This is a genomic window from Faecalimonas sp., assembly GCA_029264305.1.
Lineage (GTDB): Bacteria > Bacillota > Clostridia > Lachnospirales > Lachnospiraceae > Faecalimonas.
This window is the reverse complement of the sequence record JARICA010000015.1, coordinates 23,046-43,914: the sequence shown is the minus strand read 5'-3', so window position 1 is coordinate 43,914 and position 20,869 is coordinate 23,046. Positions and strand designations below refer to the sequence as shown.

Genomic DNA, 20,869 nt, shown 5'->3' with positions numbered 1-20,869 from the left:
GGAGGTAAAAATATGAAAATTTTAGTAACTGGTGGAGCTGGATATATCGGTAGCCATACATGCATTGAGTTAATTAAAGCAGGATACGATGTTGTTGTTGTTGATAATTTATGCAATTCATGTGCAGAAGCTTTAAATCGTGTAGAAAAAATCGTAGGAAAAGAAATTAAATTTTATGAAGCAGATATTCGCGATGCAAAAGCAATGGACGATATCTTTGCTAAAGAAAATATCGATGCAGTTATTCATTTTGCAGGATTAAAAGCAGTAGGCGAATCTGTTCAAAAACCATTAGAATATTATGATAACAATATTGCAGGTACATTAGTACTTTGTGATGCAATGAGAAAAGCAGGAGTAAAAAATATTATTTTTAGTTCTTCTGCAACTGTATATGGAGATCCTGAATTTGTTCCAATTACAGAGGAATGCCCAAAAGGACAATGTACAAATCCATATGGATGGACAAAATCAATGTTAGAGCAAATTTTAACAGATTTCCATACAGCAGATCCTGAATGGAATGTTGTATTACTTCGTTATTTCAACCCAGTTGGAGCACACAAGAGTGGAACAATTGGAGAAGATCCAAAAGGTATTCCAAACAATTTAATGCCATACATTACTCAAGTAGCAGTTGGTAAATTAGAATGCTTAGGCGTATTTGGTAATGACTATGATACACATGATGGAACTGGTGTGAGAGATTATATTCACGTAGTAGATCTTGCAGCAGGACATGTAAAAGCATTAAAGAAAATTGAAGAAAAAGCAGGTGTATGCGTTTACAATTTAGGAACAGGAAACGGATATTCAGTACTTGATATGGTAAAAGCATTTGGTAAGGCTTGTGGAAAAGAAATTAAATATGAAATCAAACCACGTAGAGCGGGAGATATTGCTACTTGTTATGCTGATCCTACTAAAGCAAAAGAAGAATTAGGTTGGGAAGCAGAACATGGATTAGATGAAATGTGTGAAGATTCTTGGAGATGGCAGTCAAATAATCCAAACGGATACGAAGGCTAAGAACCAGTTAAAAATAGATTGTGTTTTATTAAACACAGTCTATTTTTTTATTTCTTTAAAATTATGAGAAAGGGTGGTATAATAAAGTATCATATTGGATTTTATAGAGGGTAGGTATATGAAGAAAGAAATTCAGTTTAAAGGACAATTACGATTGTATATGCAATGGCCAGCTATTATGATGATTTTACTTATTGCGATGAATGTTTGGATTTATCAAATTGATAAAAAAGCTGGGTTTGTAATGACGGCATTTGTTTTAATTTATGGAGTGATTGTAGGAATATTATATTTTTACAATAAGTCATTACTTTTGTCAGAATTGGTAGAGTTTGCAGGACAATATGGAGCAATTCAGAATGTACTACTAAAGGAATTATCAATACCATATGTTATTCTTTTGGAAGATGGGAACATTATTTGGGTCAATGAACAATTTTCAGACTTAATGGGAAATCGAAGAGAAAATTATTTAAGTAAATACATTCCTGATTTAAATAGGGGATTATTTCCAGCAAAAGTAGGAGAAAAGACAAAGACAGAAATTTTTTACGGAGATAGAGATTATGAAGTGGAGTTCTCTAAGATTTCTGTGCAAGATTTCAATGAGGCGGAACCGCTTGTAGAAATTCCAAAAGGAAAAGAATATTTTATTACGGCATGTTTTAGAGATATTACAGAGTTAAAAACATACATTCGAGAGAATGAAAAACAACGACTTGTTTCTGGGTTGATTTATATTGACAATTACGATGAGATTATGGATAGTGTTGAGGAAGTAAGACAAAGTCTTTTGGTAGCATTGATTGATCGTAAAATTAACCAATATATTGCGAATGTAGATGGAATTGCAAAGAAATTGGAGAAAGATAAGTATTTTATTGTTATTAAAAAACATTTCTTTGAGCAAATGAAAGAAGATCGTTTTTCAATTTTAGAAGATGCCAAAAATGTAAATGTTGGAAATGATGTTCCGGCAACGCTTAGTATGGGATTTGGACTTAGTAATGATACGTATGCGCAAAGTTATAATTATGCTCGTGTTTCCATCGATCTTGCTCTTGCAAGAGGAGGAGATCAGGCAGTAGTTAAATCTTCAGAAGGAATTGAGTATTTTGGTGGGAAAAGAGAACAAACATCTAAGAATACACGAGTGAAAGCACGTGTTAAAGCAGAGGCACTTCGTGAATTTATTGCTGCAAAAGATTGTGTTATTATTATGGGACATAAAATTGGAGATGTGGATTCATTTGGTGCGGGAATTGGTATTTATCGAGCAGTAACAGAGATGGGGAAAGAAGCGCATATTGTTATTAATGATATTACACGATCTGTGCGTCCTCTTTATGAATCTTTTACAAAAAATCCGGCTTATCCAAAGGACATGTTTCTTACTTCTAAAAATGTAGAAGATTATGTAGATAATAACACGATGGTAGTTGTTGTAGACACGAATAAACGAGAACTGGTAGAGTGCGAAGATTTACTTGATTGGGCAAAAATGATAGTTGTTTTGGATCATCATAGACAGGGCAGTGACGTGATTGAAGGGGCGGTTCTTTCTTATATTGAACCGTATGCTTCCTCATCCTGTGAAATGGTTGCAGAAATTCTACAATATATTGTAGATGATGTAAAACTTCCATCTATGGAGGCAAGTAGTTTGTATGCAGGAATTATGATTGATACCAATAATTTCATGAATCGTGCAGGTGTTCGTACATTTGAGGCGGCTGCATTCTTAAGACGATGTGGAGCGGATATTACATTTATTAGAAAGATGTTCCGTGAGGATATAGAAACATATCGTGCAAAAGCAGGAATAATAAGTAATGCAGAAGTATATAGAGATATTTATGCCATTGCACGTGGTGAAAATATGAAAATTGATAGCCCGACAATTATCGGAGCACAGGCAGCAAATGAATTGCTTGATATTGGAAAAGTAAAGGCATCGTTTGTTTTGACAAATTATAATGGAAAGATTTATGTTAGTGCAAGGTCTATAGATGAGGTAAATGTGCAGATTATAATGGAAAGAATTGGCGGTGGTGGTCACATGAATACCGCTGGAGCGCAGTTTGCACATACAGATATGGATAGGGCTGTTGATGTATTGAAAGAAACTATTGATGTAATGATTGAAGAAGGAGATATTTAAAATGAAAGTAATATTATTAGAAGATGTAAAATCACTTGGAAAAAAAGGTCAAATTGTAAATGTAAATGATGGATATGCAAGAAATTTTATTTTGCCAAAGAAATTAGGATTAGAAGCTACAAGTAAAAATTTAAATGATTTAAAATTGCAGAATGCAAATAAAGAAAAACTTGCACAGGAAGCATTGGAAGCAGCACAGGAACTAGCGAAAAAGATTGAGGCAGGAAAGATTGTTGTTCCAATCAAAGTTGGTGAAGGTGGAAGAACATTCGGTTCTGTTTCTACAAAAGAGATTGCAATTGAAGTAAAGAAACAGATGGGATACGATATTGATAAAAAGAAAATTCAGTTGAAAGATGCGATTAAAACTTTGGGCACACATATTGTTCCAGTTAAATTACATCAGAAAGTAGTTGCAGAATTAAAAGTAAATGTAACAGAAGGCTAGGAGGAAGATCCCATGGATGAGGCACTCATCAAAAGAGTTTTGCCACATAGCGTAGAGGCAGAACAATCCGTTGTCGGTGCGATGTTGATGGATAAAGATGCAATTATGACAGCAGCAGAGATTGTTAGCGGTGAAGATTTTTATCAAACAGCATATGGAGTTGTTTTTGACGCGATTGTAGAATTGTTTAATGAGGGAAAACCGGTAGATTTGATTACTTTGCAAGAGCGATTGAAAGAAAAAGATGTTCCTGCAGAAATTAGTAGTTTAGAGTTTGTAAGAGATTTGGTGACAGCAGTTCCGACTTCGGCAAATATAAAATATTATGCAGAAATTGTATCTGAAAAATCAATGTTGCGGAGATTGATTAAATTAAATGAAGAAATTGCAAATACTTGTTATTTAGCAAAAGAACCCCTGGAAGCAGTTCTTGAAATGACGGAAAAAAAGGTGTTTGAACTTGTACAAAAAAGAAATTCTGGTGATTTTGTTCCAATTAAACAGGTTGTTTTAAATGCCCTAGAGAGAATTGAGAAGGCATCTAAAAATAAAGGTACGGTTACAGGTATTCCTACAGGATTTTTGGATTTAGACTATAAAACTTCGGGATTACAACCATCAGATTTGATTTTAGTAGCTGCTAGACCATCTATGGGGAAAACAGCGTTTGTACTTAATATTGCACAGCATGTTGCATTTAAAGAAAATAAATCTGTTGCCATTTTCAGTTTGGAAATGTCTAAGGAACAGTTAGTTAACCGTTTGTTTTCTCTTGAATCTCAAGTGGATGCACAATTGTTAAGGACAGGAAATTTAAAAGATTCAGATTGGGAGAAATTAATTGAAGGTGCTGGAATTATCGGAAAATCAAATTTAATTATTGATGATACTCCAGGTATTTCTATTTCTGAGTTGAGATCCAAATGTAGGAAATATAAATTAGAAAAAGGTTTAGATATTATTATCATTGACTACTTGCAGTTAATGACTGGTCGTGTAGGTGGTAGAAGTGAGTCTAGGCAGCAAGAAATTTCGGAGATTTCTCGTTCTTTAAAAGGGTTAGCAAGAGAACTAAATGTTCCTGTTATTGCTTTATCTCAGTTGAGCCGTGCAGTAGAACAAAGACCCGATCATAGACCAATGATGTCAGATTTGCGAGAATCTGGAGCGATTGAACAAGATGCCGATGTTGTCATGTTTATTTATCGTGATGACTATTATAATAAAGATACTGAAATGAAGAATGTGGCAGAAATTATTATTGCTAAACAGAGAAATGGTCCGATTGGTACAGTTAATTTAACATGGTTACCAAATTATACAAAATTTGCAAATTATTTGAAAAAAGAATAAAGGGAACTCCTGATGATTTCATCAGGAGTTTTTGTATTTTATATAGCGTAGAATGAAAAAGAAAAGTGGCATTATTACTAAAAAAATAGAGTGGTTTAGTATAGAAGAAAAGATAAAATGTATATTTTCATAATAGAATAACACTAAAAGACGTTGATTTGTATAATATGCATAAATCAAATTGAATTTAACTGGTGAAAAAGCACAAAAATAAGATGATAATACAAAAAAATCAGTGAAAAATGCAAATAATAAATTTTGGAACAGAGATATACTTAACATAGTATTTCAAAAAATATAAAAAAGGAAGGCAAAAATATGAAAAGGAAAAGTTTGAAAAAGGTTTTAGCAGGGATGTGTGCACTTGCGTTAACTGCAACTTCTATTCCGTTTTCGATGCAGACAGAGGCAAAAGAAGCACCAGTGAACAAAAGCAAATTACGTCTTTGGTATGATGAACCTGCGTCAGAAGGAAAGAATATCCTAAGTGGTGGTAGCTTTGGTACTACACCAGAAGATAACACATGGCAACAGCAGACACTCCCAATCGGAAATAGTTTTATGGGAGCAAATGTTTACGGGGAAATCGGTCAAGAAAGATTAACATTCAATCAGAAAACACTTTGGAATGGTGGACCAAGTACTCAAAGACCAAATTATAAGGGTGGAAATAAAGAAAAGGCAGACAATGGAAAGAAAATGTCTGATGTTTATAAGGAAATTATAGATTTATATAAAAAAGGTCAAGATGAAGAAGCAAATAAACTTGCAAGTAAGTTAGTCGGAGAAGAAGCGGGTTATGGTGCATATCAGTCTTGGGGAGATATCTATGTTGATTTTGGATTTAAGAAAGAGCAAGTTAAAAACTACAATAGAGATTTAAATCTAGAAAATGCAGTAGCATCAGTTGATTTTGATTATAACAATACTAAGATGCATAGAGAATATTTTGTCAGTTATCCAGATAATGTAATGGCAATGAAATTCACAGCAAGCGGGAATGAAAAATTGAATTTTGATATTTCTTTTCCAATTGATAATGCAGAAGATGTAGTGAAGAACAAATTAGGTAAAGATGTTCAAACAACGGTAAAAGATAACACTATTACAGTTGCTGGTGAAATGCAGGACAATCAGTTGAAATTAAATGGAAAAGTAAAAGTAGAAGCGAAAGATGGAAAAGTAGAAGAAAAGGGTAAAGATAAACTTCAAGTTTCCAATGCTTCAGAAGCAATTGTGTATGTTTCTGCTGATACAGATTACAAAAATGTTTATCCAAAATACCGTACAGGTGAAACAACAGAACAATTAGATGCCAGTGTACAAAAAGTGATTGATCAAGCAAGTAAAAAAGGATATGAAAAAGTAAAAGAAGATCATATTGCTGATTACTCAAAAATCTTTTCACGTGTACAGTTAGACTTAGGACAAAATGTACCAAGTAAAACAACAGATGTTTTATTAAGTGATTACAAAGCAAAGAAAAATACAGAAGCAGAAAATCGTGCATTAGAAGTATTGTTGTTCCAATATGGAAGATATTTAACAATTTCTTCATCACGAAATGGAGATTTACCAGCTAACTTACAAGGAGTATGGCAAAATCGTGTAGGTGATGCTAATAGAGTTCCATGGGGGTCAGATTATCATATGAATGTAAATTTACAGATGAATTATTGGCCAACATACTCTACAAACATGGCAGAATGTGCTACACCATTGGTAGATTATATTAATTCTCTTGTTGAACCAGGTAAAGTTACAGCAAAAACATATTTTGGTGTGGAGAAGGGTGGATTTACAGCCCATACACAGAATACACCATTTGGTTGGACTTGTCCGGGATGGAATTTTAGTTGGGGATGGTCTCCAGCGGCACTTCCTTGGATTTTACAGAACTGTTGGGAATACTATGAATATACAGGTGATGTAAAATATATGGAAGAACATATTTATCCAATGTTAAAAGAGGCAGCTCTTTTATATGATCAAATTTTAATTGAGGATAAAAAGACAGGAAGACTTGTTTCAGCACCAGCATATTCTCCAGAACATGGACCAATTACAGCAGGAAATACATATGAACAATCTTTGATTTGGCAGTTATATGAAGATGTTTCTACAGCAGCTGAAATCTTAGGAAAAGATGAAGCGAAAGTAAAAGAATGGCGTGAAAGACAAGCAAAATTAAAACCAATTGAAATTGGTGATAGTGGACAGATTAAAGAATGGTATACAGAAACAACTTTAGGAAGTATGGGTTCAAAAGGACATAGACATATGTCACATTTATTAGGACTTTTCCCTGGAGATTTGATTTCTGTGGATAATGCAGAATATATGGATGCTGCAATCGTATCACTTAAAGAAAGAGGAGATACAAGTACAGGCTGGGGAATGGGCCAGAGAATAAATGCGTGGGCTAGAACAGGGAATGGAAATCAGGCACATAAATTAATTCAAAACTTATTCCGTGATGGTATTTATCCAAACCTTTGGGACAGTCATGCACCATTCCAGATTGATGGAAACTTTGGTATGACATCAGGTGTAGCAGAGATGTTATTGCAGAGCAATATGGGCTATATTAATATGCTTCCATCATTACCAGATGTATGGGCAAACGGAAGTGTTCAAGGGCTTGTTGCACGTGGTAATTTTGAAGTAAACATGAAATGGGCAAATAAAAATGTAACAGAAGCAACAATTTTATCTAAAAATGGTGGAAAAGCAACTGTTCAAGTGAAAAATGCTTCATTAGCAACTGTTTTAGATGAGAATGGAAAAGTAGTAGAAGTAAAACCAATTTCAGCAGATAGAATTTCTTTTGACACAACAAAAGGTCACAAATATACAATTAAAAATATTCCAGCAGGTGTAGAAATGCCTACAGGACTTACTGCAGAAAGAGTAGATGCGAATAACGTAAATCTAACTTGGGATGAAGCAAAAGCAGAAGGAAGAACATTTAATGTATATCGTAAAGTAGAAAACGGTGATGTACAGTTAATTGCAAGCAATGTAAAGACAAATTCTTATAAAGATATTACTGCAGATAAAAAACTTGGGGAAATGAAATATCAAATTACAGCAGTAGTAGCAGGACAAGAATCAAAGAAAACAGAGTTTGTTTTAGTAAATGATATGAGTGATATGGCAGGTATGATTGATGATAGAGATAGTCGTATACAATATCATGGGGCATGGGCAAATTGGGATGAAAATGTAAATCACAATGGCACAATTAAATACTTAGAAACACCACAAGGTGGAGAAACAGCTTCTCTTACATTTGTTGGAACAGGAATCGAAGTGATTACTTGTACAAACCACGATAGAGGAAAAATCGAAGTATTTATTGATGGTAAATCACATGGAGAAGTAGATACATATAGTGCGTCAACAGAACGTAAGAAAACGGTATTTACAAAAGATAATTTATCTAAAACTCCTGAAAAGCATACAATTGTTTTAAAAGTATTAAATAAGAGTAGCCAAGGCGAAGGAAAACGTACAAAAGTAGAATTAGATGCATTCAATGTATTAGATCGTACAACTGCAAAACCTTCTTCTGTGAAAGTATCTACAGTAGCTGGTATTACAACTGTAGGAAAAGCAAACAGTACTGTACAAATGAAAGCAGAAGTTTTACCAAAAGAAGTGAAAGATCAGAGTGTAACATGGACATCTTCAGATGACTCTATTGCAACAGTAAATGAAGCTGGTCTTGTGACAGTGAAAGATAAAAATGGTGAAGTTAAAATTAAAGCAGTGTCAAAAGCGGATAAGACAAAATCTGGAGAAATGACATTAAAAGTAGCCATTAAGAAAGACAATGAAGTTCAGGAAACAATTGTAGAAGATGGAACAAAGACCGGAGATAAAGGAACTAGAAATGATAAAATAACATGGCATGGAAATTGGTCTACATGGGCTGGAGAAGCTGATCGACATCATGGTGGAACGAAAACAGAATGTGGAGAGGAAAATGCATATTTTGAATATACCTTTAATGGAACAGGAATTGAAGTGTATGTTCAAAAACATACTTCTTGGGGAAGTTTAGAAGTATTTATTGATGGTCAAAGTCAAGGAATAAAATCTTTAGAAGGTTCTGCAAATGGTGATGACCAACAATTATTATTTAAAAAGATGGATTTGAATCAAGGCTCACATAAGATAAAATGTGTAGTGAAATCAAGAAATGGTAAGAAACAAGTTAATCTTGATTATTTAAAAGTTTTATCTTCTACAGAAGGTGTTAAAGTAGATAAAGCTCAATTACAAGATACAATTACAAAAGCTTCAAAACTTTCTGAATCAGCTTATGCACAAGATAAATGGACAACATTTAAAAAAGTGTACGATGAAGCTGTGAAAGTTATGAATAAAGATGATGCAACACAAGAAGTAGTTAATAAAGCACAAAAAGATTTAGAAACAGCAATTACAACATTAGGAAAAGCACAAGCTCCTGTTGTAAATGATGAAAAAGGAAAAGCGATTCTTGTTGAATCAAAACTAGTAGCATTAGAATGGGATGCTGTTCGAGGTGCAACTTCTTACGAAATCGTAGATGCAGAACACAATGTAAAAGTAGAATCTACAGATACATTTATAAAAGTAAAAGGATTGAAACCAGGAACAACATATAACTTCAAGATTTACGCAGTAAATGAGGGCGGAAAATCAGCAAAAGCAATTGAAGTCAATCATGTGACAACAACAGACCCAAATGCAGACAATACACTTCCTTCAGTAACAGATATTGTAAAAACAATTTCTGGAAAAGATAGTGTAAAATTAACATGGAAAGCACCAGCAGCTACAGAAGTGGCAGGTTATATCGTATATGTAGATGGTGTGAAAAAAGGAACAACAGATAAAGAAGAATTTACTTTAGCCGGACTTGAAAAAGACAAAACATATGTTGTAAAAATTATTGCATTTGATAACAAAGGACATCAGTCACTTCCAGCACAGTTTGCCTTTGTGTTTAGTGAAGAAAAGGCAGATCAGGTAATCGTAAGTGTAACAGAACCTGAAAGTTTAACAGTAGAAAAGGGAACCGCATTTGCTCAATTAAATTTACCAAAGACAGTTATGGTGCAGTTGGAATCAGGATTAGACAAAGAACTTTCAGTGAAATGGGAAAAAGGCGATTATAATAGCGATGAAAATGGAACTTACACACTACATGGAGTATTAGAGTTAAAAGATGGTGTGATCAATCCAAATGATGTTTCTACTACAATCAAAGTAATTGTAAAATCGGAAACGATTACTCCTCCAAATCCTGATGGAAATGGAGATAACAATGGTGGAAATAATAATGGCGGAGATCATGACAATGGAAACCATGACGGAAATACGAGTGGAAATAATAACGGAACTGTAAATGGAAATGGCAGTCAGAATAGTAATCAGAATAGTTCTGTAAAAACAGGCGATACAGCACCTATTGTATTATGGGGAATCATTGGATTGTGTGCTATTACAGGTATAGGGATTATTATTAGAAGAAGAAAAATGAAATAATAACTTAATAAGAAAACGGGGAGGTAACAAATGTTATCTCCCCGTTTTTTAGATTTCGCCGACACCAAGAAGACGACGAAATTTTCTGGTTGCAGAAGATTTTCCAGCTTCTTTTCGCAAGGTTTGTTGTTGTCGAATAAGTGAATCTAATTTTTTGAAACGTTCTTCTTCTTGTCGTTCTTTTGCTTCTAGAAGAAAACTGATTTCTTTTGAGACTTTTTCGCTGACAGCTTTTGTAACAGAGGCTTCTAATGCTTTGTTATTTTGTTCAAGGATATGTTGAAAAGCTTGTCCAAGAAGAGTTTGTAATTGCTCATGTTTATGGTCTTGTACAATTTGAGCCTTGGAAACAGTCATTTCCGTCTGCTCCTTTGTCTGCGCCATTTTCTGTTCTTTTAGACGAAGAATATCAGGTATCATATTTTTTAAATCTTTTAAAAACATTCCTTGTGCCTTTAGTTCTTTGATACAACGGAATAGTTGTATGTTCTCTTCTGTATAGTACCGGTGTCCCATTTCTGTACGTCCAATAGGTAATTCCAACTCTTCTTCCCAATAACGCAAAACATGTGTTTCTACGTTGACACGTTTAGACGCTTCAGAAATCATATAATGGACTTCGCCCATACAATCGCCTCCTAAGTTGTTTTATATCGTTTTAATACATCTTAATCATACCATAGAATATGGTATGAGATGAAAAGTTTTGACCGCAAGTTTTGACAATATTCGAGAATATAAAAAATAAAAAGAGTATAGTGAAACGAATCTAGTTTCACTATACTCTTTTAGACTGATGTCCAATATATAATGTGTTATTATTGAGCAGAGATTGCTCCTGTTGGACACTGTGCTGCACAAGCACCACAGTCTACACAAGCGTCAGCATCGATTTCGTAGTGTTCAGCACCCTGAGAGATTGCTCCTACTGGGCATTCTGCTTCACAAGAACCGCAGCTTACACATTCATCACTAATTACGTGTGCCATAGTATGTATCCTCCTTTTTGATCTGGTAAAAATGGTTCTACCATTTATAAGATTTATTCTAATACAAAATAACAAAAGATACAAGAGCATTTATGCTCTGAATTTAGTACATGTTTTCTGTTTTCCCTTTTTTGTAAGCAGAAAGAATAATATTTTTAGCAGCAGCAGCTTCTTCCTTTGTTGCTTCTCGAGTATCTTTTAAAGGATAATCCATGCCTAAATTTTCATATTTTACTTTGCCCATAGAATGATATGGAAGAACATCAAGTGCTTTTACATTATTTAATGTACTTATAAACTTGCCTAAACGTTCTAAATATTCTTGATAAAGTGTAATTCCTGGAACAACAACATGACGAATCCACACAGGAATATTTTTTTCATCTAGATATTTTGCAAAAGCAAGAATATTTTTATTCGATTGTCCAGTCAGAGTTCTATGTTTTTCATCATCAATGTGTTTGATGTCAAGCATGATTAAATCAGTTAGTCCAAGAAGAATATTTAATTTATTCATGAAAATTTTGTTATGTGGTTGAAACATAATTCCTGAAGAGTCAATACAAGTATGCACACCATCTTTTTTTAACTGGGTAAATAACTCAATTAGGAAATCCATCTGCATCATTGGTTCACCACCAGTAACAGTTACTCCGCCATTTCGGTAAAAAGGTCTATTGGTATAAAAACCTTCTAATACTTCTTCGACAGTAAGTTGTTTACCTACATTAACTTTCCAAGTATCTGGATTATGGCAATACTGACATCTCATAGGACATCCTTGAAGAAAGACAACATAGCGAATTCCAGGACCATCAACTGTTCCACAACTTTCTATAGAGTGTATATAACCTTTTGTCATAATAAAACCCCCTTTTATATACAGGCACTAATGAAAAACCGGACAAATCCTCATGAAAGCATGAAGTTGCCCGGTTTGATTCATATCTGAACTTTATTGTCTACATACCTTCGTGGAATGTACGTGAAATAACGTCGTCCTGTTGTTCTTTTGTTAATTTGATAAAGTTTACTGCGTATCCAGAAACACGAACTGTTAACTGTGGGTAGTTTTCTGGGTGTTTCTGAGCGTCTAACAATGTTTCTCTAGTAAAAACATTTACATTTAAGTGATGTCCACCTTGTTCTACATAACCGTCTAACATATTTACTAAGTTATCGATTTGCTGTTGATTTACTGCCATAGTGATTTCCTCCTATATTGTTTTATTCTTATTCGTTATCAATACTTTCCATGATGTTTGGAATGTTACAAGCTTGATTTCCGCATTCTTCGATTCTGTCAATGTCAAGATCTCCTGCAAAAATCTGATCTTCTTTTCCTAATGCTCCAGGAATAATAGAGAATGTATTTGAAATACCATCCTGAGCGTGTCTGAAAGGAATTTTAGCAACTGATGCAAGTGAAGCTAATGCTCCGTGAGAATCACGACCGTGCATTGGGTTTGCTCCTGGTGCTAATGGTTCTCCCATTTTTCTTCCGTCAGGTGTGTTACCTGTTTTCTTACCATATACTACATTAGAAGTAATTGTTAAAATAGAAGTTGTTGGAACACCGTGACGATATGTGTGGTGTTTTCTTACTTTGTCCATAAATGTACGAACAATTTCAACTGCGATTTCATCAACACGGTCATCATTGTTTCCGTATTTAGGGAAATCTCCTTCTACATTGTAATCTACTACTAATCCATCTTCATCTCTTACAGGTGTTACTTTTGCATATTTAATAGCACTTAAAGAGTCAGCAACTACTGAAAGTCCAGCGATACCTGTAGCAAAGTAACGTTTAACGTCTCTATCATGAAGAGCCATTTGAAGTCTTTCGTAAGAATATTTATCATGCATATAGTGAATGATATTTAATGTATTTACATAAAGTCCTGCTAACCATTCCATCATATCATCAAATTTTGACATTACATCATCATAATCAAGTACATCGCCTTCTACTGCACGGTATTTAGGTCCAACCTGAATTTTAAGTTTTTCATCAATACCACCGTTGATAGCGTATAATAAACATTTTGCAAGGTTAGCACGTGCTCCGAAGAACTGCATTTCTTTACCAACTCTCATTGAAGATACACAACAAGCAATTGCGTAGTCATCACCGTGAGTAGGACGCATTAAGTCATCATTTTCATATTGAATAGAAGATGATTTGATTGACATTTTAGCACAGTATTCTTTGAATGCGTGTGGTAAACGTGTTGACCAAAGAACTGTTAAGTTTGGTTCTGGAGCAGTTCCTAAGTTATCTAGTGTGTGTAAGTAACGGAATGATGTCTTTGTAACAAGTGGACGTCCGTCAACACCAACACCACCAAGAGATTCTGTTACCCATGTTGGGTCACCTGAGAATAATGCATTATATTCAGGTGTACGTGCAAATTTAACAAGACGTAATTTCATAATAAAGTGGTCAATGTATTCCTGAGCTTGTTCTTCTGTAATTAATCCTCTGTCTAAGTCACGTTGAATATAGATATCAAGGAATGTAGATGTACGTCCAAGACTCATAGCAGCACCGTTTTGTTCTTTAACTGCTGCAAGGTATCCAAAGTATAACCACTGGATAGCTTCTTTTGCGTTTGAAGCAGGTTTTGTGATATCATATCCGTAAATTTCACCTAATTTAGCTAATTCGCCAAGTGCTCTAATTTGTTCAGATAATTCTTCGCGAAGACGGATATTATCTCCTGTCATTCTTACTAAAGAAGTTGCTAATTGTTGTTTTTTGTCTTCGATTAACCAATCTGTTCCGTATAATGCAACACGACGGTAGTCACCGATGATACGTCCACGTCCGTAAGCATCTGGAAGACCTGTGATAATAGCAGATTTTCTTGCAAGTCTCATTTCTGGTGTGTAAGCGTCAAATACACCCTGATTGTGTGTTTTTCTGTATTCTGTAAAGATTTTTACGATTTCAGGATCTACTTCGTATCCGTTTTCATGACAAGCATTCTGTGCCATACGAATACCACCAAATGGCTGAAGAGAACGTTTGAAAGGTTTGTCTGTCTGGAAACCAACGATTTGCTCTAAATCTTTGTTTAAGTATCCAGGTCCATGAGAAGTAATTGTAGATACGATTTTTGTATCCATATCTAATACTCCACCTGCTTCACGTTCCTGTTTAGAAAGGTCCATTACTTGAGCCCAAAGTTTTGTAGTTGCTTCTGTTGGTCCAGCTAAGAAAGAATCATCTCCTTCATATGGAGTGTAGTTCTCCTGAATAAAGTTGCGGACATTTACAGATGTACGATTCCAACGGCCAGGTTTAAAACCGTCCCAACTAGAATTCCAGTTTTTTTCCATTTTAAAAATCCTCCTAAATTGTGTTTGCTTTATAATGCTACTAGAGAAGTGTACATATACACTAGTCTTTAGTTTGTTAAAATATTCACTACGCCTAAATTATAAGGAAAAAAGGGGCAACCGTCAATAGTATAAAGGTGGTTAGATTGTACTAAATTGAATACAGTATACAAGTTGAGAAGGTTTTGGATAAGTAATTTATAAAATTAAGAAAAAATTTATTCTTTTTTCACAAAATTAGTGTATAGTAACAGTATCAAAAATAATGTGAAATAATTAGGAGTGTATAAAAAAGATGAAAAGAAAGTTACAAGTGCTTTTAAGTTTAGTTTGCACTGCGGTATTGTTTTCTTCATGTGCTTCATCGGATACACAGAAAGAAAATATCGTATTAAAAGATGGTGAAAAGCAAATAAATGAAAGACAAGGAAATCTTGATGTTTTAAATCCAATTGCGTATAGTGATGTATCAGGAATCAAACTTGAACCAGGTTCTTACATATCTATAATAGGAAAGAGTAGCGATAGTGAATTTTGGAATGAAGTAAAAAAAGGAGCCGAAAAGGCAGAAGAAGATTTGAATAATGCCTTAGGATATAAGGGTGAAGATAAAATTAAAGTGAATTATAGTGGTTCTGCCAAAGGTGAGAATATCGAGGAGCAGATTAATATTTTAGATGAAGAGTTGGCTAGAAATCCGGTTGCAGTTGGAATTGCGATTATTGATTCCACAGCTTGTGAAGTACAGTTTGACTTAGCGGCAGAAAATGGGATTCCAATTGTTGCTTTTGATTCGGGAAGTGATTATAAGAATATCCAAGCAATGACTTCAGCTAATAACAGCGAAATAGGGAAAATGGGAGCTACAAAATTAGCATCTATAGTAGATGATGCGGGAGATGTGGCATTGTTTGTACATGATAAGGAATCTACAAGTGCAAAACAACGTGAACAAGGATTTTTAAATGAATTAAAAGAGAATCATCCGAATATAAAAGTGCCTCTTGTATATCATTTAGATGATTTGGAAGAAGTGTCAAAAGTGATTGCTGCTGAAAGAAACAAGAATAAAATGGAGGGAGGAAAAGATGTCCTTCCAGAAGAAATAACACAGACAGAAGCCATTCGCTATATGATGAAGAAAAATCCAAATATTAAAGGTGCTTTTTCTACGAATGTTACGGTGAATGAAGAGTTGCTAAAGGCGTTACAAAAAGATAATGAGTTAAAAATTGTTTCTGTAGATGGTGGAGAAAATCAATTAAAAGCATTGAAAGATGAAAGAGTAAGTGGACTAATTGTGCAGAATCCATATGGAATGGGATATGCTACAGTTATTTCAGCAGCAAGAGCATCTCTTGGTATGGGAAACCAAGCATACATTGATTCTGGATTTATATGGGTAACAAAAGATAATATGGGTAAGAAATCTATTAAGAAAATGTTATATTAAAAGTCAGGGGGATAATTTATATCTCCCTGACTTTTACTTTTTGGAAAGCGAAAAAATAAATTCTGTTCCAACACCTTCTGTACTAATGACATTAATGCTTTCTCCATGAGCATTGATAATTTCTTTTACAATTGCAAGGCCAAGTCCTGTCCCTTTTTTGTCCTTCCCACGGGATAAATCAGTTTTATAAAATCGTTCCCAAATTTGCGAGATACATTTTTTAGGGATGCCAATCCCTGTATCTTTTACAGAGATAAAGACTTTTCCCCCATGTTCAGTTGTTTCTATATAAATATTCGATTCGCAAGTACTAAATTTGACTGCATTATCCAGTAAATTGTATAAAACTTGTTGAATTTTTCTTTTGTCTGCGTAAACCAAAAGTGTTTTGGAAGCAAATAAAAGTTCAATGGAAATTTTCTTTGTGGTACATCTTCCTTCAAAAGAAACTGCAGTAGTGCGAATGATTTCATGGATATCAAAAGAAGATTTATCTAAGAGAAGTTCCTTTGTATCAAATTCATTTAGAGTAAGTAAATCTTGTGTCAAATCTGTTAAACGCTCTGTTTCGAATAAAATAATATTTAAATATTTTTCGTACATTTCTATTGGAATTGTTCCATCTGCAATTGCATTAACATATCCCTTGATAGATGTGAGTGGAGAACGGAAATCATGAGAAACATTTGCAATAAATTTTTTCTGATAATTGTTCATATCTTTTAATTGACTTGACATATAGTTGAGTGATGCAGATAGATATCCGATTTCATCATTTGTGTTAATATGTATTTCGTGTTCCAAATTTCCAGATGCATATTGTTTGGCTGCCTCTGTAATTTTACGTAATGGACAGTAAATAAAAAAGTGTAGTCCCAACAAAATTGAAAAGGATAAAATATAAATTACTAATAAAGTAATGTATCCAATATTTAACATAGAATTTTTATCTTTGATTAAATCAGAATAAGGTTTGTGGATTAAAATATATCCTTTTGTATAAAAGCCTTGTGTAATTGGGGCAATAACCGTAATCATTTCTTCTGGAAAAGAATGGTGGTAATCTCCAATAAGGTACTGATCACTACCTGCTTCTGCAGGATTGAAATTTTCAATTTTTGCAGAAATAGGACTAGATGGGTTGAGTTGTGATGAAAGAAGGATTTCTCCAGTTGGGTTTGTAACCCAGACATCGGCATTTAAGTAAGTGTTCATTCCATCTAGTTGAATTTGTGTATCATTTAGAGATAATGTGTTTGTGAAAAATCCAGGTAAATAGTCTTTTCCCATTAGATTAGCCTCTTTATATAATTCACCGCCGATTTGTTTTTCTAAATTTGCAGTAAGAAGAGTAGAACCTAAGGTGGCTACAGTAAAAATGCTTAGGAAACCAAATGCAATATAAATTAAAATAAATTTTAGATAAAGTGTACTACGCATGCTATTTAACCTCGAATTTATAACCGATTCCCCAAACTGTTCCGAGACTCCAAGTAGGATGGTCTTTTATTTTGGCGCGTAAGCGTTTTATATGTACATCTACGGTTCGAGTATCGCCGACATAATCATATCCCCAAATTTGATCTAGTAATTGTTCGCGAGTGAAAACTTGATTTGGAGATGAAGCAAGGAAAAATAATAACTCCAATTCTTTTGGTGGCATTTCTACAGGAATATTGTCAACAGTTACAGAATAATTTGTTAAATTGATTTCGATTCCAGGATAAGAAACACATTTTCCTTTATCTGCTGTAGTAACCTCCGGCTTAATAGGTTGATAACGTCGTAGAACGGCTTTTACTCTTGCGACTAATTCTTTGGCATCGAATGGTTTGATCATATAATCATCAGCCCCAAGCTCTAAACCAAGTACTTTATCAAAAACTTCACCTTTTGCAGATAACATAATAATTGGTGTGTTAGATTTTGCGCGAATTTCACGACAAACTTGATAACCATCGATACCTGGAAGCATAAGATCGAGTAAAATTAAATTTGGCTGATAAGTCTCGAAAGCAGTTAGAGCATCTTCTCCATCATGAACCATCATTGTGTTGAAACATTCTTTTGTTAGATAGAGAGAAATTAGTTCTGCAATATTCTCATCATCGTCAACAATTAGAATTTTTTGTTTATTCACCATATATATCTCTCCTTTTCTTTTATTTAAATTCAACGATAGTTACACCTGCATCCCCTTCGCCAAAAGCACCAAGACGATAGGATTTTACATATTTCAGACGTTTTAGATAATTGTGTACTGCCTGACGTAACGCACCTGTTCCTTTCCCGTGTACAATTCGTACAGGGCTTAAGTGAGCAAGATAAGCGTCATCTAAATATTTATCCAATTCTGCAATTGCTTCGTCAACAGTTTTTCCGAGTAATTTGATTTCCGGACTAACTGAAAGTGATTTTTGCATTTTCATTTTACCGTTTGATGTTCTGCGCATTTGTTTTGCAGTAATTGTCATTGGTTCTTCAATGATTTCTAAGTCAGAAATATTTACTTGAGAGCGAAGAATACCCATTTGTACAAATAGATTTCCTTTGGCATCTGGAAGAGAACTAACTGTTCCAGTTAAGTTCATACTTAAGACTTTTACAGATTCTCCAAGTTTAAAATCACTTGGTTTATGTTGTTTCTTCGGTTTTCTTGGCTGTAAAGAGGTTTTTTCCTGTGTTTTGGAAATCTTTTTTCGAAGACGTTCTCGTTCTCGTTCCATTTCGGAAACAGAAATATTTTCTTTTCCAAATTTGCGGAAGTTTTTCATTGTTTCATCGGCAACCTCTTTTGCTTCGCGTAAAATAACATTTGCTTTTTCGTTTGCTTCGCGAAGAATACGCTCTTTTTGTTCATCTAAGCGGACTTGTTTTTTCTCCACACGAGATTTTAGTTGTTGGATTTCTAGTTTATACGAGGCAATTTCAGCTCGTTCTTTTTCAATTGTTTTTCTACTTTCCTCAAGATCAGAAAGTAAATCTTCAAAGGATTCGTCGTGTTCTGATAATTGCAATTTAGCTTCATCAATAATGTAATCTGGTAGTCCAAGTTTTTTTGATATAGCAAAAGCATTACTTTTTCCCGGAATACCGATTAGGAGTCGATAGGTTGGTCGTAGCGTTTCCACATCAAATTCACAGCAGGCATTTTCTACTCCTTCTGTAGAAAGAGCGAATACTTTTAACTCACTATAATGCGTTGTTGCCATTGTACGAATACCTCGTTGGTGTAAATGAGAAAGTATAGCGGTTGCTAAAGCTGCTCCTTCTGTTGGATCAGTTCCTGCGCCTAATTCATCAAATAAAACAAGAGAATGTTCGTCTACATCTTGCAAAAAGGATACGATATTTGTCATATGAGATGAAAATGTACTAAGACTTTGCTCAATACTTTGTTCATCTCCAATATCTGCATAAACTTCATGGAATACAGCAAGCTCAGAGCGATCCAATGCAGGAATATGAAGACCTGCTTGTCCCATTAAAGTAAATAATCCAACTGTTTTTAGAGAAACTGTTTTTCCGCCTGTATTTGGTCCAGTGATGATTAGTAAATCGAAAGTATCTCCCAAAGTTAATGTAATGGGAACGACTTTTTTCTTATCTAAAAGGGGATGGCGACCTTCGCGGATGTGAATATATCCTCTTGTGTTGAAAAGTGGTTTACTAGCATTCATAGATAATGCGAGCATTCCTTTTGCAAAAATAAAATCTAATTCTGTAAGAATAGAGAAATTCGTTCGCAATTCTTGTACATATTCTCCAGTTTCATTGCTTAGTCTTGCAAGGATTACTTGAATTTCTTCTTGTTCTTTTCCATATAATTCTTTTAAATCATTATTTAATTTGACAATAGCCATAGGTTCGATAAAAAGTGTAGAGCCAGTAGAAGATTGGTCATGAATCATACCAGGAACTTGACTTCTGTATTCCGCTTTTATAGGAATACAATACCGGTCCCCACGCATTGTAATAAGAGAATCTTGCAAATAAGATTTTAATGAGCCATTAACAAGTGAATTCAATGTAGAGTGGACACGTTCGTTTAGTAATTGAATGCTTTTACGGATATGCTTCAAAGTACTGCTGGCATCATCACTGATTTCATACTCTCCTAAAATGCAACGAGAAATTTCGTTTGATAAAATGCTTAATGGTTCTAATTGATTGAAATAAGGATCAAGGCAATCTTCTGAATCATCAACAGTATCATGACGACCAAAGGATTTTACTTTATTTGTTACTTGTAGAAGTTTAGCGATGTGTAAAAGTTCATTACAAGTTAAAACACCACCGACTTCTAGACGCATTAGAGAATCTTCTATTGGATAACAACCGCTAAAAGAGATACGTCCTTTTTTAACAATTCTTGTAAAGGCAGACGCCGTCTGCTCTTGTGCTAACTGAATATCTTCAATCTGTACCATTGGATTTAACTTTTTACAGCGTTGTTTTCCACTTGGAGAAGAAGCTTGTTCTTCTAATAAATCAATAATTTTATTGTATTCTAATTTTAATTGTGCTTTTTTATTCATATTCCACCTCAATAT

14 protein-coding genes are annotated in these 20,869 nt (G+C 34.2%); 6 read left to right on the top strand and 8 right to left on the bottom strand.

Annotated features, from left to right (window positions below; genetic code table 11):
* Positions 1-12: 12 nt before the first annotated feature.
* The 5 genes from galE (at position 13) to ACY2U7_RS04180 (ending at position 10,529) form a co-directional block, all read left to right on the top strand.
* Positions 13-1,029, top strand: a complete 1,017-nt coding sequence (galE, locus tag ACY2U7_RS04200; RefSeq protein WP_461812911.1) for a UDP-glucose 4-epimerase GalE — start codon at positions 13-15, stop codon at positions 1,027-1,029.
* 118 nt (positions 1,030-1,147) lie between these two features.
* Positions 1,148-3,190: a DHH family phosphoesterase gene (locus tag ACY2U7_RS04195; RefSeq protein WP_461812910.1), complete on the top strand. Its 2,043-nt coding sequence runs from the start codon at positions 1,148-1,150 to the stop codon at positions 3,188-3,190.
* 1 nt (position 3,191) lies between these two features.
* Positions 3,192-3,638 carry a 50S ribosomal protein L9 gene (gene rplI / locus ACY2U7_RS04190; protein ID WP_461812909.1) on the top strand — a complete coding sequence of 149 codons (447 nt, stop codon included), beginning with the start codon at positions 3,192-3,194 and terminating at the stop codon, positions 3,636-3,638.
* A gap of 12 nt (positions 3,639-3,650) precedes the next feature.
* The gene (gene dnaB / locus ACY2U7_RS04185) at positions 3,651-4,991 is read left to right on the top strand and encodes a replicative DNA helicase (RefSeq protein ID WP_461812908.1); all 1,341 of its coding nucleotides are present in this window, start codon (positions 3,651-3,653) and stop codon (positions 4,989-4,991) included.
* A 318-nt stretch (positions 4,992-5,309) separates the two neighbouring features.
* Entirely contained in the window at positions 5,310-10,529 is a 5,220-nt protein-coding gene (locus tag ACY2U7_RS04180) for a glycosyl hydrolase family 95 catalytic domain-containing protein (protein ID WP_461815951.1), read from the top strand.
* 48 nt (positions 10,530-10,577) lie between these two features.
* Here ACY2U7_RS04180 and ACY2U7_RS04175 read toward each other — a convergent pair whose 3' ends face one another.
* From ACY2U7_RS04175 to pflB, 5 genes are all read right to left on the bottom strand, one after another.
* The gene (locus ACY2U7_RS04175) at positions 10,578-11,156 is read right to left on the bottom strand and encodes a MerR family transcriptional regulator (protein WP_461811717.1); all 579 of its coding nucleotides are present in this window, start codon (positions 11,154-11,156) and stop codon (positions 10,578-10,580) included.
* Between the two features lie 191 nt (positions 11,157-11,347).
* The gene (fdxA, locus tag ACY2U7_RS04170) at positions 11,348-11,608 is read right to left on the bottom strand and encodes a 4Fe-4S ferredoxin (protein ID WP_461811718.1); all 261 of its coding nucleotides are present in this window, start codon (positions 11,606-11,608) and stop codon (positions 11,348-11,350) included.
* A gap of 13 nt (positions 11,609-11,621) precedes the next feature.
* The gene (gene pflA / locus ACY2U7_RS04165) at positions 11,622-12,380 is read right to left on the bottom strand and encodes a pyruvate formate-lyase-activating protein (protein WP_461811719.1); all 759 of its coding nucleotides are present in this window, start codon (positions 12,378-12,380) and stop codon (positions 11,622-11,624) included.
* A gap of 100 nt (positions 12,381-12,480) precedes the next feature.
* Positions 12,481-12,723: an autonomous glycyl radical cofactor GrcA3 gene (gene grcA3, locus ACY2U7_RS04160; RefSeq protein ID WP_009462180.1), complete on the bottom strand. Its 243-nt coding sequence runs from the start codon at positions 12,721-12,723 to the stop codon at positions 12,481-12,483.
* Between the two features lie 28 nt (positions 12,724-12,751).
* Complete coding sequence (gene pflB / locus ACY2U7_RS04155) at positions 12,752-14,863, bottom strand: formate C-acetyltransferase (protein ID WP_461811720.1); 2,112 nt, start codon at positions 14,861-14,863, stop codon at positions 12,752-12,754.
* Between the two features lie 295 nt (positions 14,864-15,158).
* Between pflB and ACY2U7_RS04150 the strand changes: the two genes are divergently transcribed.
* Positions 15,159-16,316, top strand: coding sequence for a substrate-binding domain-containing protein (locus ACY2U7_RS04150; RefSeq protein ID WP_461815950.1), 1,158 nt, complete (start codon positions 15,159-15,161; stop codon positions 16,314-16,316).
* 33 nt (positions 16,317-16,349) lie between these two features.
* Here ACY2U7_RS04150 and ACY2U7_RS04145 read toward each other — a convergent pair whose 3' ends face one another.
* From ACY2U7_RS04145 to ACY2U7_RS04135, 3 genes are read right to left on the bottom strand one after another with little or no spacing between them, the layout of a single operon-like run.
* Positions 16,350-17,756: a sensor histidine kinase gene (locus ACY2U7_RS04145; RefSeq protein ID WP_461811722.1), complete on the bottom strand. Its 1,407-nt coding sequence runs from the start codon at positions 17,754-17,756 to the stop codon at positions 16,350-16,352.
* 1 nt (position 17,757) lies between these two features.
* Positions 17,758-18,459 carry a response regulator gene (locus tag ACY2U7_RS04140; RefSeq protein ID WP_461811723.1) on the bottom strand — a complete coding sequence of 234 codons (702 nt, stop codon included), beginning with the start codon at positions 18,457-18,459 and terminating at the stop codon, positions 17,758-17,760.
* 19 nt (positions 18,460-18,478) lie between these two features.
* Positions 18,479-20,854 carry an endonuclease MutS2 gene (locus ACY2U7_RS04135; protein ID WP_461815949.1) on the bottom strand — a complete coding sequence of 792 codons (2,376 nt, stop codon included), beginning with the start codon at positions 20,852-20,854 and terminating at the stop codon, positions 18,479-18,481.
* Positions 20,855-20,869 lie beyond the last annotated feature (15 nt).

Excerpts from the sequence above, each read along its gene's own strand:
- galE (WP_461812911.1), top strand. The coding sequence starts at position 13 with ATGAAAATTTTAGTAACTGGTGGAGCTGGATATATCGGTAGCCATACA.
- ACY2U7_RS04195 (WP_461812910.1), top strand. The coding sequence starts at position 1,148 with ATGAAGAAAGAAATTCAGTTTAAAGGACAATTACGATTGTATATGCAA.
- rplI (WP_461812909.1), top strand. The coding sequence starts at position 3,192 with ATGAAAGTAATATTATTAGAAGATGTAAAATCACTTGGAAAAAAAGGT.
- dnaB (WP_461812908.1), top strand. The coding sequence starts at position 3,651 with ATGGATGAGGCACTCATCAAAAGAGTTTTGCCACATAGCGTAGAGGCA.
- ACY2U7_RS04180 (WP_461815951.1), top strand. The coding sequence starts at position 5,310 with ATGAAAAGGAAAAGTTTGAAAAAGGTTTTAGCAGGGATGTGTGCACTT.
- ACY2U7_RS04175 (WP_461811717.1), bottom strand. The coding sequence starts at position 11,156 with ATGGGCGAAGTCCATTATATGATTTCTGAAGCGTCTAAACGTGTCAAC.
- fdxA (WP_461811718.1), bottom strand. The coding sequence starts at position 11,608 with ATGCTCTTGTATCTTTTGTTATTTTGTATTAGAATAAATCTTATAAAT.
- pflA (WP_461811719.1), bottom strand. The coding sequence starts at position 12,380 with ATGACAAAAGGTTATATACACTCTATAGAAAGTTGTGGAACAGTTGAT.
- grcA3 (WP_009462180.1), bottom strand. The coding sequence starts at position 12,723 with ATGGCAGTAAATCAACAGCAAATCGATAACTTAGTAAATATGTTAGAC.
- pflB (WP_461811720.1), bottom strand. The coding sequence starts at position 14,863 with ATGGAAAAAAACTGGAATTCTAGTTGGGACGGTTTTAAACCTGGCCGT.
- ACY2U7_RS04150 (WP_461815950.1), top strand. The coding sequence starts at position 15,159 with ATGAAAAGAAAGTTACAAGTGCTTTTAAGTTTAGTTTGCACTGCGGTA.
- ACY2U7_RS04145 (WP_461811722.1), bottom strand. The coding sequence starts at position 17,756 with ATGCGTAGTACACTTTATCTAAAATTTATTTTAATTTATATTGCATTT.
- ACY2U7_RS04140 (WP_461811723.1), bottom strand. The coding sequence starts at position 18,459 with ATGGTGAATAAACAAAAAATTCTAATTGTTGACGATGATGAGAATATT.
- ACY2U7_RS04135 (WP_461815949.1), bottom strand. The coding sequence starts at position 20,854 with ATGAATAAAAAAGCACAATTAAAATTAGAATACAATAAAATTATTGAT.